The sequence below is a fragment of the Phyllobacterium sp. CCNWLW109 genome (genome assembly GCF_037203905.1).
In the GTDB taxonomy this organism is placed as follows: domain Bacteria; phylum Pseudomonadota; class Alphaproteobacteria; order Rhizobiales; family Rhizobiaceae; genus Phyllobacterium; species Phyllobacterium ifriqiyense.
On record NZ_JBBCBK010000002.1, the window covers coordinates 864,752 to 880,540 of the forward strand.

The 15,789-nt window shown below is 52.6% G+C and carries 19 protein-coding genes; 11 read left to right on the plus strand and 8 right to left on the minus strand.

Annotation, left to right across the window (positions count from 1 at the left end; all coding sequences use genetic code 11):
- Nucleotides 1-60 precede the first annotated feature (60 nt).
- Entirely contained in the window at nucleotides 61-1,284 is a 1,224-nt protein-coding gene (arsK, locus tag V9K92_RS09515) for an arsenite efflux MFS transporter ArsK (RefSeq protein WP_337353847.1), read from the plus strand.
- On the opposite strand, the gene V9K92_RS09520 is transcribed toward arsK, so the two are convergent.
- The 5 genes from V9K92_RS09520 to rplM all read right to left on the minus strand — a co-directional run bounded on the left by V9K92_RS09520 (nucleotide 1,273) and on the right by rplM (nucleotide 5,397).
- The gene (locus V9K92_RS09520) at nucleotides 1,273-2,127 is read right to left on the minus strand and encodes an aminoglycoside phosphotransferase family protein (RefSeq protein ID WP_307284244.1); all 855 of its coding nucleotides are present in this window, start codon (nucleotides 2,125-2,127) and stop codon (nucleotides 1,273-1,275) included. The two genes, arsK and V9K92_RS09520, sit on opposite strands and share 12 nt — an antisense overlap.
- Entirely contained in the window at nucleotides 2,120-3,055 is a 936-nt protein-coding gene (gene argC / locus V9K92_RS09525; protein WP_337353848.1) for an N-acetyl-gamma-glutamyl-phosphate reductase, read from the minus strand. Before argC ends, V9K92_RS09520 begins: the two co-directional genes overlap by 8 nt.
- Before the next feature lie 181 nt (nucleotides 3,056-3,236).
- On the minus strand, nucleotides 3,237-4,199 hold the full coding sequence (speB, locus tag V9K92_RS09530) for an agmatinase (RefSeq protein ID WP_115051697.1): 963 nt from the start codon (nucleotides 4,197-4,199) through the stop codon (nucleotides 3,237-3,239).
- 254 nt (nucleotides 4,200-4,453) lie between these two features.
- Complete coding sequence (gene rpsI / locus V9K92_RS09535; RefSeq protein ID WP_122084539.1) at nucleotides 4,454-4,930, minus strand: 30S ribosomal protein S9; 477 nt, start codon at nucleotides 4,928-4,930, stop codon at nucleotides 4,454-4,456.
- 2 nt (nucleotides 4,931-4,932) lie between these two features.
- Complete coding sequence (rplM, locus tag V9K92_RS09540; RefSeq protein ID WP_115051695.1) at nucleotides 4,933-5,397, minus strand: 50S ribosomal protein L13; 465 nt, start codon at nucleotides 5,395-5,397, stop codon at nucleotides 4,933-4,935.
- A 432-nt stretch (nucleotides 5,398-5,829) separates the two neighbouring features.
- Between rplM and V9K92_RS22850 the strand changes: the two genes are divergently transcribed.
- Together V9K92_RS22850 and V9K92_RS09545 are read left to right on the plus strand one after the other, a co-directional pair.
- Nucleotides 5,830-5,970: a type II toxin-antitoxin system RelE/ParE family toxin gene (locus tag V9K92_RS22850; RefSeq protein ID WP_443094454.1), complete on the plus strand. Its 141-nt coding sequence runs from the start codon at nucleotides 5,830-5,832 to the stop codon at nucleotides 5,968-5,970.
- An 11-nt stretch (nucleotides 5,971-5,981) separates the two neighbouring features.
- On the plus strand, nucleotides 5,982-6,284 hold the full coding sequence (locus V9K92_RS09545) for a HigA family addiction module antitoxin (RefSeq protein WP_337353849.1): 303 nt from the start codon (nucleotides 5,982-5,984) through the stop codon (nucleotides 6,282-6,284).
- Between the two features lie 41 nt (nucleotides 6,285-6,325).
- On the opposite strand, the gene cysK is transcribed toward V9K92_RS09545, so the two are convergent.
- Both cysK and V9K92_RS09555 read right to left on the minus strand, forming a co-directional pair.
- Nucleotides 6,326-7,303, minus strand: coding sequence for a cysteine synthase A (cysK, locus tag V9K92_RS09550; RefSeq protein ID WP_115051693.1), 978 nt, complete (start codon nucleotides 7,301-7,303; stop codon nucleotides 6,326-6,328).
- A 140-nt stretch (nucleotides 7,304-7,443) separates the two neighbouring features.
- The gene (locus tag V9K92_RS09555) at nucleotides 7,444-8,064 is read right to left on the minus strand and encodes a LysE family translocator (RefSeq protein ID WP_115052179.1); all 621 of its coding nucleotides are present in this window, start codon (nucleotides 8,062-8,064) and stop codon (nucleotides 7,444-7,446) included.
- A 211-nt stretch (nucleotides 8,065-8,275) separates the two neighbouring features.
- On the opposite strand from V9K92_RS09555, the gene mbfA reads away from it, so the two are divergent.
- Nucleotides 8,276-9,259, plus strand: coding sequence for an iron exporter MbfA (gene mbfA, locus V9K92_RS09560; protein WP_337353850.1), 984 nt, complete (start codon nucleotides 8,276-8,278; stop codon nucleotides 9,257-9,259).
- A gap of 176 nt (nucleotides 9,260-9,435) precedes the next feature.
- Here mbfA and V9K92_RS09565 read toward each other — a convergent pair whose 3' ends face one another.
- A complete protein-coding gene (locus V9K92_RS09565; RefSeq protein ID WP_115051691.1) occupies nucleotides 9,436-9,864 on the minus strand; it encodes a PaaI family thioesterase in 429 nt (142 codons plus the stop codon).
- Nucleotides 9,865-9,947: 83 nt separating this feature from the next.
- Here V9K92_RS09565 and V9K92_RS09570 point away from each other — a divergent pair, with 83 nt between their 5' ends.
- From V9K92_RS09570 to V9K92_RS09600, 7 genes are all read left to right on the plus strand, one after another.
- The gene (locus V9K92_RS09570; RefSeq protein ID WP_307284270.1) at nucleotides 9,948-10,493 is read left to right on the plus strand and encodes a hypothetical protein; all 546 of its coding nucleotides are present in this window, start codon (nucleotides 9,948-9,950) and stop codon (nucleotides 10,491-10,493) included.
- Between the two features lie 31 nt (nucleotides 10,494-10,524).
- Nucleotides 10,525-11,349, plus strand: coding sequence for an enoyl-CoA hydratase (locus V9K92_RS09575; protein WP_337353851.1), 825 nt, complete (start codon nucleotides 10,525-10,527; stop codon nucleotides 11,347-11,349).
- Between the two features lie 5 nt (nucleotides 11,350-11,354).
- Complete coding sequence (locus tag V9K92_RS09580; RefSeq protein WP_337353950.1) at nucleotides 11,355-11,879, plus strand: CoA-binding protein; 525 nt, start codon at nucleotides 11,355-11,357, stop codon at nucleotides 11,877-11,879.
- Nucleotides 11,880-12,125: 246 nt separating this feature from the next.
- The gene (locus V9K92_RS09585; RefSeq protein WP_337353852.1) at nucleotides 12,126-13,409 is read left to right on the plus strand and encodes an O-acetylhomoserine aminocarboxypropyltransferase; all 1,284 of its coding nucleotides are present in this window, start codon (nucleotides 12,126-12,128) and stop codon (nucleotides 13,407-13,409) included.
- Between the two features lie 4 nt (nucleotides 13,410-13,413).
- Nucleotides 13,414-13,758: a cupin domain-containing protein gene (locus tag V9K92_RS09590; RefSeq protein WP_115051686.1), complete on the plus strand. Its 345-nt coding sequence runs from the start codon at nucleotides 13,414-13,416 to the stop codon at nucleotides 13,756-13,758.
- Nucleotides 13,759-13,814: 56 nt separating this feature from the next.
- Nucleotides 13,815-14,918, plus strand: coding sequence for an NAD(P)/FAD-dependent oxidoreductase (locus tag V9K92_RS09595; protein ID WP_337353853.1), 1,104 nt, complete (start codon nucleotides 13,815-13,817; stop codon nucleotides 14,916-14,918).
- Between the two features lie 147 nt (nucleotides 14,919-15,065).
- Nucleotides 15,066-15,695, plus strand: coding sequence for an ATP-dependent Clp protease proteolytic subunit (locus tag V9K92_RS09600; RefSeq protein ID WP_115051684.1), 630 nt, complete (start codon nucleotides 15,066-15,068; stop codon nucleotides 15,693-15,695).
- The last annotated feature ends 94 nt before the right edge of the window (nucleotides 15,696-15,789 follow it).

Genomic DNA, 15,789 nt, shown 5'->3' on the forward strand with positions numbered 1-15,789 from the left:
CAGTTAGTTTGCAGGTCCTGACGCTAACCCTGTTAAGCATGCATATCGGAAACTAAAATTATGATCATCAGTGCGAGGCGGTCGCTGGCTACGGTAGTTGGCCTCGGTATCACGCAGATCATCGGTTATGGTACGCTTTTCTATAGTTTCAGTATTCTGGCTCCGGTTGTAGGGCAGGAGTTTGCTCAGACCCGAGAATGGCTGTTTGCGGCGTTTTCCGGAACGCTGTTGATTGGCGGCATTGTATCGCCATGGTCAGGTCGCTGGGCAGACAGGTTTGGGGCAGGGCGCGTCATGACCCTCGGCTCACTGGCTGCGGCGCTCTCCCTTGTTTTTTGCGCTGTCTCAACCAATTGGTGGATGTTTGCGGCCGCTTTGGTCACAACAGGCATAGCCACGCCTTTCATCCTTTATAACACTGCCTTTGCCGTACTGGTACAAGTAGACCCACAGCTCGCGCCGCGCCGGATAACCTATTTGACGTTGATGGGCGGTTTCTCGTCGACACTGTTCTGGCCGCTTGCCACAGCACTTTTGGACACCTTCACCTGGCGCGAAATCTTCCTGTTTTACGCCGTTTTGCAAGTCGCAGTCTGCTTCCCCATCCACTTCTGGCTGTCACAAATGACACGGCGCTCGGCGAAGATGACGCACAATGCTTCGCCTCAACCGCCCCATGCGATGGAGGCTGGCGGCTCGCTACAATATGATGATCGCAAAACTGCTCTTGTTCTTTTGGCAATGGGTTTTTCGCTGACGAGCTTCTCGCTTTCATCAATGCTTATTCATTTTGTTCCAGTGCTCGGCGCGGTTGGGCTAGGCGCTTCCTCCGCAGTCTTCGTCGGGACGATGTTTGGACCGGCGCAATTTGCAAGCCGCCTCATCAATATGCTTATGGGTGGCCGGTTCTCTGCGATGACCATCGCAATCGTTTCCACGGTAATGATCCCACTCGCATTCATGATGTTGCTGCTGCCAGCACCCATACCTTTAGTTGCCGGAGCGGTCATGTTCGCTATTCTGTTTGGCATGGGATCGGGATTGAACAGCATCGTGCAGGGCACATTGCCGTTAGCGTTGTTCGGTCATCAGGGCTATGGCGAAATTCTCGGCAAAATCACCTCGTCTCGCCTGATCGTTTCTTCGGTGGCGCCTTTCATTTTTGCATTTCTGCTTGAGCATTTCGGGCCGACGGCAGCGCTCGTTGTCGTCGCCATTATCGCTATGCTGGGGGTCATGACATTCGTCGTGGTGGCAAGACTCGTAAAACGTTCAGGCGGCTGAGGCGAGCACCTCGCGGATAGTCGTCGCCACGGCAAGGCTGCGATCTCGCTCTTCGTGGTTCTTGTCTTCATCATGCCATGAAGCAGATAGGCATGCATGCGCCATGCCGAATTCCAGATAGTCTTTGCGATCACGCCTGAACACGTCTTCGAAAATCTTCGCCATGGTGGCCACGCGTTTCGGATCAGTACGCAGGTCGGTCCGTTCCACCGGATTGTAAAACATATTGGCGGCATCATAGGCCGGGTCGCCCAGCAATGCCTGCGGATCGATAACCAACCAGCCACGTTTGCCAAAAAGAATGTTCTCATGGTGTATGTCACCATGCAGCGGCTGAATATCACGTTGGTTGTCGAGCAACCGGTCTGCAATTGCGGCCACGTCTACAAATATACTTCGCTCACCGGCCTTGCGGTCCTTCTCTGCCTTCTTGAAAAGGCTGGAAAATTGTTTCCGCAATGGCACGAAATCCGGTGAAACCGGTTTCTGACTGCGAAAGGTTTCCTGCAATCGCTGGAATAGATCAGTGAAGATCAATGTTGCCGATGAATCGCCATGTTCATTCAGATGATCGAGCAGGGTGCGCGAGCCGCCATATTCCAGCAGGAGATTATTGTCTTGTTGCTTGAGCACGCGCACGCACCCATGGCCATCGTGCCATTCAAGATAGTGCGCGCCACGTAACTCATTTTCCATGCCGGTGGCATTCAACTGCTTAACCACAGCCTGCTCACCATTTTCCAACCGCACCATAATGATGCGGCTGGTATGGGTTTCTGTGAACAGTTCGGGTTCAGAAAGATACCATTCGGCTGGCAGGCTTTGCAGAAGATTGTCAGCCATGACCCAACATGAGATCAAGGTTCTGCACTGCCGCGCCCGAAGCGCCTTTGCCGAGATTGTCCAAAAGGGCTACAAGATTGACCTGTCCGGAGCCTTCCGTGCCAAATACGTAAAGCTTCATGATGTCCGTATCGCGCAGTTCTTCAGGGTCGAGACGGGGCAGGGTGGCGCTTGTTTCAAGCGATACGACCTGAACAATATTCTGGCCGTTATAATGAGCGGTCAGCGCAGCGTGGATATCCGCCATCGAAGCATTGCCGTTAAGATCGCTCGTATAGATAGGCACCTGAACAATCATGCCTTGGGCAAAGCGGCCAACGCTCGGGCTGAAGATCGGCTTGCGGTCAAGGCGACCATGCAGCTGCAGTTCCGGAACATGCTTGTGCTTGAGTGGCATTGCATAGAGGAAATGATTGGACGCGATATGGTCTGGTGCGTCAGGGTTTTCCATCTGCGCGATCATCTGCTTGCCACCGCCCGTATAGCCCGAAACCGCATTGACCGAAATTGGATAATCGGCCGGCAATATGCCAGCATCACGCAATGGGCGGATCAGCGAAATCGCGCCGGTGGGATAGCAGCCCGGATTGGCGACAAGCCGCGCTTTGGCGATCTTTTCGCGCTGCGCATTGTCGAGTTCCGCAAAGCCATAGGCCCAGTCAGGGTGAACGCGGTGCGCTGTCGCCGTGTCGATAATCTTGGTGGAATTGTTTCCTTCGAGAATAGCAACGGCTTCCTTTGAAGCTTCATCCGGCAGGCAAAGAATCGCCACATCCGCAGCCTTCAGAAACTCCTCGCGCAAATCCTTGTTACGCCGTTCGGCTTCAGGAATGGAGATGACTTCTAGATCATCGCGCCCCGCAAGCCGGGTGCGAATTTGCAAACCTGTGGTGCCGTGTTCGCCGTCGATAAATATTTTAGGTTTCATCAAAATACCCTTGGAAGCTTTGAATTCAGATAGTTAGCGAGAAAAGCGGATTCAATGTGGGAGGTTGCCGAAAATCAAATTTAAACTGATGAGTTAGCTGGGGTGATTTTCGAGAACCGGAGCGCAGTGGACGTTCTTGTCCATGAGCACCGGAAGCACAGAAAATCGCATCAGATAGCCATCAGGTTGGATTTGATCGGTTGGCCTTCTGTTCGGCCAATATACCTAAATAATACATCGCTATTGTGGCACCTGCGATTGCCGTCACATCCGCATGATCATAGGCAGGGGCGACCTCCACCACATCCGCACCGATAATATTTAGATCGGTCAGATGGCGCAGAACCGACAGAATCTTTGCCGATGACGGGCCGCCTGCGACGGGCGTTCCGGTTCCCGGTGCAAAGGCCGGATCAAGACAATCAATGTCAAAGGTCAGGTAGACCGGCTTGCCAGCGGTGCGAGCGATGATCTGCCTGGCAATTTCCGCCGCCGAAAGCTCCTCAACCTCGTAGCCATAAACGATCTTCAGTCCGCAATCATCCGGCGCATGCGTACGGATACCGACCTGAATCGAATGGGCAGGATCGATAACACCATCGCGTGCCGCACGGCCAACAAATGAACCATGATCAATACGCTTGCCATCATCGAACCAAGTGTCCTGATGCGCGTCGAACTGCACGAGAGCAACCGGTCCATGTTTTGCCGCATGCGCCTTCAGGATCGGCCATGTGACGAAATGATCGCCGCCAAGCGAAAGCAGGAACGCCCCGGATTTGATTATTTTGGCCGCTTCCCGTTCAATCGTGGCCGGTGTCTTTTGATGATTGCCATAGTCGAGCAGGCAATCGCCATAATCAATCACGGCCAGATCTTCGAACAGATCGCGCTGGAAGGGATATTGCGGGTCATTGTCAAAGATTGCCGAGGCCCGGCGGATTGCCTGCGGACCAAACCTTGCGCCAGGGCGATTGGAAACTGCAGCATCAAATGGAATGCCCCAGACAACAGCCTCTGCCCCATTGAGATTCTTGGTATAGCGCCTGCGCATGAATGAGAGCGCGCCCGCATGTGTGGGATCAGTCGCTGCGCTGGTCAGCGTGCGAGCTGTAAAGGCATGATCGATGGATTTCGAGGGCATTGGTTTTCCAACTCCGGGAGTTCTGGCATTTCTGTTGTACGTGGTTCGACAAGCTCACCATGAGGAAGGGAGACGCCTGAACCGGCGATCTTGTAGGATATCCCGAAGAGTTCCCATCAGATGAAGGCAACCCAGATTCCTCATGGTGAGCTTGACGAACCACGCACAGCGGCGAAGCTATCTCAAGTATATCTCAGCGCAACAAAAAAGCGGACCCGAGGGCCCGCTTTCTGTTCTGTCCGTATAAAGCGATATTAGCGCTTCGAGAACTGGAACGAACGACGGGCTTTCGCCTTGCCGTACTTTTTGCGTTCTACAACGCGGCTGTCGCGTGTAAGGAAGCCGCCCTTTTTCAGAACGCCGCGCAGTGCAGGTTCGAAATAGGTGAGGGCCTTGGAAATGCCGTGACGAACAGCACCGGCCTGACCGGAAAGACCACCACCGGCAACGGTAGCGATGATGTCATACTGGCCAGCGCGGTTAGCAGCAACGATTGGCTGCTGCAGGATCATCTGCAGAACCGGACGAGCGAAATATGCGCCATATTCCTTGTCGTTGACAACGATCTTGCCGGAACCTGGCTTGATCCAGACGCGGGCAACCGCATCCTTACGCTTGCCGGTTGCATATGCACGGCCCTTGGCATCGAGCTTCTGGACATGAACAGGTGCAGCAGCCTGCGTCGATGCAGCAGCTGTACCGAGTTCTGCGAGCGAGTTGAGCTCAGCCATTCTTATGCGCTCCTTTTGTTCTTGGAATTCAGCGCGCCAACGTCGAGGACTTCAGGTGCCTGCGCTTCATGTGGGTGGTTGGAACCGGCATAAACGCGCAGGTTCTTCATCTGGCGACGGCCGAGCGGTCCACGTGGAACCATGCGCTCAACTGCCTTTTCGACAACACGCTCAGGAAAACGGCCGGAAAGCAGCTGACCAGCTGTACGTTCCTTGATGCCGCCTGGGTGGCCGGTGTGCCAGTAATAAATCTTGTCCGAAAGCTTCTTGCCTGTGAAGGCAACCTTGTCGGCATTGATGATGATGACATTGTCGCCATCGTCAACATGCGGGGTAAAGGTAGCTTTGTGCTTGCCGCGCAGGATGTTTGCGACGATGGTGGCGAGACGGCCGACGACGAGATCCGTCGCGTCGATCAGGATCCACTTTTTCGTCACATCTGCCGGCTTCTGTGTGAAGGTAGCCATTTGTGTTGTCCTTGAGATCATCCTTCATAAAAGAAGGCTTTTCTTGTTGCTTGGGTTGTGAAGATCATAAAATCCGCACAACAATGAAAAACGGCGGGAAGCCCCACCGCAGTCATGGGTCTCAATAAAGGCTCAAATGGAGAGCGTCAAGTCGTTAATTTCGACATATAATATAAATAAATAAGCAAAATCAATAGTTTGTGAGAAAGGTATTATATTACCACATCTTGGCGCATTGTTTTTGCAGCTTGCAACCAGACGTTGGTTGCGATATGTGATCTATTACATCACATTCGAGGAATGATCAGAAGTTTTCGCCATAAGGGACTTGAGGTTTTCTTTGAAACGGGTTCCGCCCGGGGATCAATGCTGCACATGTGAAGCGATTGTCTCGAATACTGGCCTTTCTCGACCGCGCTTCCGTACCTGAGGATCTTTCTATTCCAGGCTGGAGACTTCACCGGCTTCAAGGGGTCTCTGGAAGGTTTTTGGTCGATTTCCGTCAGTGGAAATTGGCGGATCATTTTCCGGTTTAATGATGTCGAACTCGTCGATTATCTGGATTATCATTGAGGAATAACGACATGGGACAGTTTAATGCCCCGCATCCCGGTCAAACCCTCCTGGAGGATGTTTTACCAGCGCTTGCCATATCGGTGACCGAGCTTGCGCGCAGGCTAGGGTTTGCGCGTGAAACCCTGTCCCGCATTATGCATGGTCATGCGCCCATAAGCCCAGACCTTGCTGTACGCTTGGAGCGTGCAGGTATTGGCAGGGCAAAGGTCTGGCTTGGCGTGCAGGCTGATTACGATTTATGGCAAGCGGAGCATCGTGAGCAACCGCCTATCGAACGTTTCACCAATCTGTCGTTAAAGCGGCACCCCTAAAGTTCGCCAATCTCTCCCTTGAAGGGAGCGATTGGTGGTTTTCATGAGCCATCCAGCCCGTCAAATAGCGCTGTTGAAAGATAGCGTTCGGCAAAGGAGGGGATGATCACAACAATATTCTTGCCCTTGTTTTCCGGGCGCTTGCCAACCTCGATCGCTGCTGTCAGCGCCGCGCCTGAGGAAATGCCAACGGGCACGCCTTCAATACGCGCGACCAGTCTTGCATTGGCAAAGGAATCCTCATTGGAAACCTGGACCACCTCATCGTAAATATGTGTGTCGAGCACGCTCGGCGCAAAACCGGCGCCGATTCCTTGAATCTTGTGCGGTCCGGGATTGCCGCCTGAAAGCACGGGCGAATCTCTAGGTTCGACTGCAATGATCTGCACACTTGGTTTACGCTGCTTCAGCACCTGACCGACGCCGGTGATCGTGCCGCCCGTGCCGATGCCGGAAATGAGAATATCGACCGCACCGTCCGTATCGTTCCAGATTTCCTCGGCTGTCGTCTTGCGATGAATTTCAGGATTGGCCGGATTGTCGAACTGGCCGGGAATGATTGCGCCCGGCGTTGTTTCAACGAGTTCATTGGCTTTGGCGATAGCGCCCTTCATGCCCTTTGCGCCTTCCGTTAGCACCAATTCGGCACCAAGCAGCTTGAGCATCTTGCGGCGCTCGACGGACATGGTTTCCGGCATGGTAAGGATAAGGCGATAGCCCTTTGCTGCGGCGGCAAAGGCGAGTGCAATGCCTGTATTGCCGGATGTCGGTTCCACAAAAACCGTCTTTCCCGGCACAGCTTTGCCCTGATCTTCCAATGATTGGATCAGCGCAACACCGATACGATCCTTGACGCTGGAAATCGGATTGAAAAATTCAAGCTTAGCCAGAAGATTTGCAACGACGCCGTTTTCCTTGGCGAATTTGTCGAGACGCACAAGCGGCGTGTCGCCAATAGTATCGACAATAGAGTTGTAGATACGGCCACGGCCCGGCTTGCGTAGCGTGTCGCTGCTCATGATATTCTCCCGAATTGAAATTGTTCTGGCTGCGATCTTATGGCTCTTGGCAGAAAATTCATAGTCGGGTACGTGCACAAAGGCGGGGAGGAATGGAAAATTAAACTAATAATCCATCCCTGTTAGAATATGAATCCAAGTCAGCCAGCGCGACCAGCGATAGCCAATGCCGCGCCAGCCATAAAAGCGGCTGCTGTACGATTAAGACGCTTGAGAGCGCGGGGAGAGGCGAGCAGACCGCGTGCCTTGGCGGCCAGCGCAAGATAGGGCACGAGCACAATCATCAGCACAATCACCGTTAAGACAGCGAGAATGGAATAGTCAGCCAGAGTAATGGATTTCAGATCAACCAGCGTCGGTGTCAGCGCGATGTAGAAAAGCATGGTTTTTGGATTGCCTAGTGTCAGCGTCAGTCCAGCTAGAATAGCTGAAATATTGCCGCTGCGGCTTTTACTCGCTTCGATTCTCTCGGTCGAAATGCCAGTCGTCCACAGCTTCCAGGCCAGATAGGTGAGGTAGGCAACGCCAGCCCACTTTATGATCAGGAACAACGTACCGAACGTTTGCGCCACAACTGCAAGGCCCAGTACGACCGCGGTAAGATAGGTAAGATCACCAAGGACAAGCCCGATGGACATGAACAGGGAAGAGCGGAAGCCAGAGCCCAGCGCGCGGGCGACAAGGGCAGTTACGCCCGGTCCAGGAATGGCTGCGGCAATAGCGAGTGCGCCCGAATAGGCGATAAAACCTGTAAGTGTCATGAAGAAATCCGGCACTGGTAATTGAATGGTGCGCAACATACTCCCGCGCCTGCACCGTGTCTATCGGGCCTTTTCAACAGTGTTTATCAATTTTATTGATGATTGTGGTCAAGTTAATCGGCACACTGCGGTTGTACGGCTACCCAACTCTTACCTTGAAATTTTTGATCAAACGCTCTAGTTTAGAATTATTCTAATTTAGGAATATCCCATGTTTAGCCGTTTTTTTGGTCACCGCCGTTACGACCTTGCTTCCTTGTCGGAACAGCAGATTTTAGCCCTCGCCATTTCCTCCGAAGAGGATGATGCGCGCATCTATCTCTCCTATGCGGATGGTTTACGGGAGGATTTTCCGCAAAGCGCCAAGGTGTTTGAAGACATGGCGGAGGAGGAGAACAGCCATCGCCAGGCGCTGATTGATCTTCATGTTCAGCGGTTCGGCAACCGCATTCCTTTGATCCGCCGCGAACATGTGCGGGGCTATATCGAGCGTAAACCTGACTGGCTCCTGCGCCCACTCGGAATCGATAAGGTCCGTGAGATGGCGGAAAAAATGGAGGAGCAGGCCTATCGCTTCTATATGGAGTCGGTAAAACTCGTTAGCGATGCTTCAACCCGCAAGCTGCTTGGTGATCTGGCCGTCGCCGAAAAAGTCCATGAATCGTTGGCGCATCGCCTTGGTGTGCAACATACGCCGTACGATGTGCAGCAGGAAGAGAAGCAGACGGAGCGCCGCCAGTTTCTGTTGACCTATATCCAGCCTGGTCTGGCGGGTCTTATGGATGGTTCCGTTTCCACGCTCGCGCCAATTTTCGCAGCCGCCTTTGCAACGCAGGACACTTGGCAAACTTTTCTCGTCGGCCTGTCCGCATCGCTTGGTGCGGGTATTTCCATGGGCTTTACCGAGGCTGCGCATGATGATGGCAAGCTGTCCGGACGCGGGTCACCGCTCAAGCGCGGCCTTGCCAATGGTCTGATGACAACAATCGGCGGGCTCGGCCACGCCTTACCTTATCTGATCACCAATTTTTGGACCGCAACAACAATTGCTGCGCTGGTAGTTTTCGTCGAGCTTTGGGCGATTGCATTCATCCAGCACAAATATATGGAAACGCCCTTCTTCCGCGCTGCCATACAGGTTGTGCTTGGTGGCGGATTGGTGCTGGCGACAGGCATTTTGATCGGCAATGCCTGACGCTTATACGTTGGCATGAACGCTTTGCGCGCTTCGACAAGCTCAGCATGAGGGACGTGGATTGATCGCATGGAGGTGTTATTCCGTTGCGTGGAGGTAATGCAATCATTACCCCCACTCATACTGAGCTTGTCGAAGCACGCAGAGAAGAAATGCAATCTGCTTTGCGGCGAATATCAGCTTCTTGGCGGGATGGAATAGGTTGCTGTTGCATGGGCAACCAGTTCGCTGCTGGCCCCGCTGGTAATGGCAATGTCCACCACGGCAAGACGCTTGCCAAGTTTTAAAAGCGTAGCCCTTGCCTCCAGGGGACCAATTTCAGGCTTGCGCAGGAAATTGATGTTCAGATTGGTTGTAACAGCCAGCGCGACAGGGCCGATTTGAGCAAGAATGGCCATATAGGCAGTAATGTCCGCCAATGCGAACAGGGTTGGCCCTGACACCGTGCCTCCGGGGCGCAAATGTTTCACAGTCGGCTCCAGACGCATCACAGCATAGCCAGCGCCGGCATCAACAACAGTGTAAGCAATGCCGTCTGCGTTAACCTGCGGAAACTCCTCTTCAAGAAACGCTGTCAGGGCTTTTGCGCTCATTAATGCAGCCATTATCGCTGTTCCCTTGCTGTTTTGTTTACACTTAGACTGTTACTATTGACGCTGCTTGGTCTTTACAAGGATGGGGCCGTTTTATGAAACCGCCAGGAATAGTTGTCACCTCTGTTTTGCTCACCGTTGGGTATGCGGGTTTTTTCGCCACGCGGCCCGCGCCGCCCTTGGCGCCTGTTATAGAACGCTACCAAATGCCGGATCGGGCCGTGGCTTTGAATGAAGAGATCGTGACGCGTTTCCTTTATGGCTATGCGCCAGTCGCCGCCGCACAGCGCGAACTTGATGAGGACGATGAAGCATCCGTCCGGACCGCTATACTTGACGCGAAGGCGCGGGAATTCGGCTTTGCCAGCTATGCCGATTGGCTCGATACAAACAACACGATCATGGTCACCTATCATTGGGCCACCCATCCACAACCCCAACAGGAAGTGGAAAAAGCCATCGCCTCGGTTCCCACAATGGTTGCTCTCTCGCCCGAGCAAAAAGCAGAAGCAATCAACGGCTTGAAAAGCGGTCTGGCCCAGATTCAAAATGCCAGACCGTCGCTGGAAAATATCGTAATCGTAGAGCGTCATTTGCGCTCATTGAAGCCATTCTATAATCAGTGGGTACGGCAGCAATAAGCAACGAGGCCACATAAGTACGAGGAATGCCATGGGAGAAGTTCACGCCATCCGCAAGGAAGGGCAGGTTAGCCCTATTGTCGGTCATGAGCTGTTGGACGGCATATTGCGTCTGACATTGCAAAACGCTCCGGCCAACGCTTTGTCGATTGCGATGATGCAATTGCTATTGGAACACCTTCGATCGGCAAGAGAAGACAAGGCAGTTCGCGTTATCATTATCGATTCATCGCTGAAATTGTTTTCGGCAGGCCATGACCTCAAGGAATTGTCGAGCCATCGCTCCGACGAAGATCGTGGCCGTGCCTTTTTCGAACAAACCATGCGCTTATGCGCGGAATTGATGCAGGCTATCGTCAGCCATCCAAAACCTGTGATTGCTGGCGTTGACGGGCTTGCAACCGCCGCCGGATGTCAACTGGTTGCCTCTTGCGATCTGGCAGTTTGTTCAGACAAATCCACCTTCTGTACGCCGGGCGTAAATATCGGTCTTTTTTGCTCGACGCCGATGGTCGCGCTGTCGCGCAATGTGTCGCGCAAACAGGCTATGGAAATGCTGCTGACCGGCGAAACCATTGATGCTTCAACTGCGCGCGAGTTTGGACTGGTAAACCGGGTTGTGCCACAGGAGTATCTGAATCAGATTGTCAGAAAATATGCTCAAGCCATTGCAGCCAAATCACCTTTGGTACTGAAAATCGGCAAGGAAGCATTCTACAAACAGGTAGAAATGGACCTTGCCAGCGCCTATGATTACACGGCGCAGGTTATGGTTGAAAATATGCTGGCCCGGGATGCCGAAGAGGGCATCGGTGCCTTTATGGAAAAACGCAAACCCGAATGGACGGGCGAGTGAGCGGCATGGATCACGACCACTACCCCGACGATTATATTCGCGACATTCTCTCGTCTGTTAAAATTATCGCCATGGTTGGCGCTTCGGCCAATGAGGTGAGGCCGAGTTTCTTTGTGATGAAATATCTCCTTGCAAAAGGCTATCAGGTTATCCCCGTCAATCCGGGACAAGCCGGGAAAAACATTCTCGGGCAACTGACTTATGCACGTTTGGCGGATATTCCGGAGCCCATCGATATGGTCGATGTGTTTCGCGCTTCCGATGCTGTCCCTGCCATTGTCGATGAAGTTCTGGCGCTCAACCCTTTGCCGAAAGTCATCTGGACCCAACTTACGGTACGCAATGATGAGGCTGCGCGAAAAGCGGAGGCGGCGGGAATTCAGGTGGTCATGAACCGCTGCCCGAAAATTGAATATGCGCGTCTTTGTGGCGAAATCGGATGGAGCGGAGTGAACTCGCGGGTTCTTTCTTCCAAAAAGCCAATTCTTGGAAAAGGCTTTCAGAGTTTCGGATTGAACCGTCTGAAGTAAGCCGAGGCTTGAATCAAATTCATCGATATTCGGACCGCATTTCAACGAAACCACGCTAATTTCCTGCAAAGCACAGCAATCTTACCCAAAAACTGCCGAAAATTGCTCTAAATTTGAAATCTGGAGATGCAATTTAATTGTGGCCGGTTGAGTCTGGCAAACTTTGCCGATTGAAAAATCTTTCCTTGGCGGGGGCTCAACTATCCCCTAGCTTGCCTCCATCACTTGCTTTGGAGGAATTGGAATATGGCAAATCGTGCACCCGGAATTGAAACATTGGCAGTTCACGCCGGAGCACAGCCAGACCCGGCGACCGGGGCGCGGGCAACTCCAATCTACCAGACGACCGCGTTCGTCTTCGACGATGCCGACCATGCCGCTTCTCTTTTTGGTCTCAAGGCTTTCGGCAACATTTATACGAGAATTACAAATCCAACCAATGCGGTACTGGAAGAACGTGTTGCAGCGCTTGAAGGCGGTACGGCCGCATTGGCGGTTGCATCGGGTCATGCAGCGCAACTTCTGGTGTTTCATACGTTGATGCAGCCTGGCGATAATTTTGTCGCTTCCAACAAGCTGTATGGCGGTTCGATCAATCAATTCGGCCAGTCGTTCAAATCTTTTGACTGGCGTGTTCGCTGGGCTGACGGCACTGATCCCACGGCTTTTGAAGCGCAGATCGATGAAAGCACCAGAGCCATTTTCATCGAGAGCATTGCCAACCCCGGCGGTATCATTTCTGATATCTCTGCCATTGCGGAAATTGCCCATAGGCATGGAATTCCGCTCATTGTGGATAACACTTTGGCATCACCCTATCTCATCCGGCCAATCGAGCATGGTGCTGATATTGTTATACATTCTGCTACGAAGTTTCTGGGCGGCCATGGCAATTCCATGGGCGGGATCATTGTCGATGGCGGCACGTTTGACTGGTCGAAATCCGGTAATTACCCGCTGCTTTCCGAGCCTCGTTCGGAATATAACGGCATTGTTCTCCACGAAACTTTTGGCAATTTCGCCTTTGCCATTGCAGCGCGCGTTCTTGGTCTTCGCGATCTTGGCCCGGCTCTTTCGCCGTTCAATGCATTCCTGATTGCCACCGGTATCGAGACCTTGCCGCTGCGTATGCAGCGTCATGTGGACAATACGCTCGAAGTCGCGAAGTGGTTGAAATCTCACGCGAAAGTCAGCTGGGTCAGTTATGCCGGTCTCCCGGACGATCCCTATAATGCGCTTCAGAAGAAATACTCCCCTCACGGCGGTGGTGCTGTTTTTACATTCGGTCTGAAGGGCGGCTATGATGCTGGAGTGAAGCTCGTTGAAAACCTTGAGCTTTTTTCCCATCTGGCAAATATCGGCGATACCAAGTCACTGGTTATTCATCCGGCTTCAACCACCCACCGTCAGTTAGGTGATGCGCAGAAGATTGCTGCCGGTGCGGGCCCTGATGTTGTGCGCCTGTCTATTGGCATTGAGAACGTCGCCGATATTATTGCTGACCTCGATCAGGCCTTGGCGAAAGTGTAAGCCTATGACAAACCTAGTGAAAATAGACTTTGGCGATATTGATCCGGAACATGGAGCACCCAATCCAGACCGCATTATTGCCGGAGATCCGCAATTCCGGACTTGGAACTGTGACGAATCTGATGGCGGCATCTATGCCGGAATCTGGGAAGCAACGCCCGGTAAATGGCGCATTGCTTATGATGAATGGGAGTATTGCCACATCCTTTCGGGCCGCTCGATTATTACCGAGGATGGTGGGGACGAGCGTCATATTCAGGCTGGTGACAGTTTCGTGTTGCGTCCGGGTTTTCGGGGAACATGGGAAGTGATCGAAACTACAAGAAAAGAATATGTGATAAGACTTTGACGAATGATGACATGTTCGTTAGCCTTGCAGAAGGTCAGTAAAAACAGAGTCTTATCATGAAAATCATTATTGTTGGGGCTGGTATTGGCGGCCTGTCTTCGGCTTGGTCTTTGACGAAGGCGGGGCATTCCGTCACGCTTATCGAACAGGGAGCCATTCCCAATCCACTGGCAGCTTCAGGCGATCATCACCGTATCATAAGACGCGCCTACGGTGCTGCGGGCGGATATGCCAATGCTATCTCCGAAGCTTATGAGGCATGGGGGGAACTTTGGGCGGACATTGGTGCTATTCATCTGGATTCGCGTGGTTTTATCGCTGTATCGCGCGAGGCTGCAGACGAAGCGGACGAATATCGGGAAGGCCTCGAGAATGGTGGCTATCCCCTTGAAATTTATGATTCTATTGAAGCCCTAAAGCGCTATCCATACCTTGAAGAAGGAAGCTTTCGATATGCGTTCTTCTCGCCGGAAGGTGGTGCTTTGCATTGTAAGAAAATTGCGACCGATATGCTGCGCTGGCTGCGCGAAAATGGTGCAGAAGTCCTTGAAAATACCCAAGTTATTGCCGTCGATACTGAAAATGGTTCGGTTACCATTGCTGATGGCACAAAGTTGACGGCGGACAAGGTCGTCGTGACTGCCGGCGCTTGGGTTACAAAGCTTTTTCCGGACATCACTAAAGATTTGACAACCTATCGCACTGCCGTTGTTTATCTCGATCCACCGGCAGATTTGAAGGCCGCATGGGATGCGTCACCTGTGGTTCTTGATGTGGGTGGGCGTACAGACGGCTATATTCTCCCGCCTAGCGGTGGCGGTGGTTTGAAGTTTGGTTCCGGCCTCCACAAGCGCAAAACACCCAGTGCCGATCTTGATCGCGTCCCGGTCGAGGGGGAAGGTGAAACCATCCGCGATCTTTTCGCTCCACCTTTAAAGCGCATCAACGAATATCGCGTCACGAATGTTGTGACTTGCGCTTATACTTTCACCTCCGATGAACGTTTTTTTGCGACAGAAATGGGTAAATGCATCATCGTTTCGGCCTGTTCGGGCCATGGGTATAAATTTGGCGCTGCCGTTGGCCGCCGTGTCGCACAAACCGTCGAAAACGGTGATGTTCCGCTATTAAAGCGTTGGCTGAGGGCAGAGACTTATTAATCTCGGGCCATTCACCTTCATATTGAACCGGCATCCTGACGCGAACATCTTGCGGAAACGGGTGCCAACACCCTATGTAACGAATCCTTGTTCCACGAATCTGAGGCGCTTCCAACCTCACATTCTCTTAAAAGCTGAGGCCCACCGATGAGAGATCCAATCGAAACAGCTATGAATCTTGTTCCAATGGTCGTCGAGCAGACCAATCGGGGCGAGCGGGCCTATGATATATTTTCGCGCCTGCTGAAAGAACGCATTATTTTCATTACCGGACCAATCGAAGATGGAATGGCGACGCTGATCTGCGCGCAGTTGCTGTTCCTTGAGTCGGAAAATCCGAAGAAAGAAATTAACCTGTACATCAACTCGCCTGGCGGTGTGGTAACATCGGGCATGGCGATTTACGATACGATGCAGTTCATTCGTCCTGCCGTATCAACCCTTTGTTTCGGTCAGGCCGCATCCATGGGTTCGCTGCTGCTGACTGCTGGCGAAAAAGATATGCGTTTCGTCCTCCCAAATGCCCGCATCATGCTTCATCAGCCATCGGGCGGCTTCCAGGGGCAGGCTTCCGATATTGAGCGTCACGCGCAGGATATCATCAAGATGAAGCGCCGCCTCAACGAGATTTATGTTAAACATACAGGCCAGGATTACGAGACAATCGAGCGTACTCTGGACCGCGATCACTTTATGACGGCACAGGAATCACTTGATTTCGGATTGGTCGACAAGATGTTTGAATCGCGTGCTGCGGTCGAAGGCGACGCAAAGTAACCGGCTAAATTGCCCGCATGGGTCGAAAATGAACTTTTTTTGACCCATGTGGGGACTTTCTGCCACATAAGCGGCTTGCATAGAGACGAGCAGA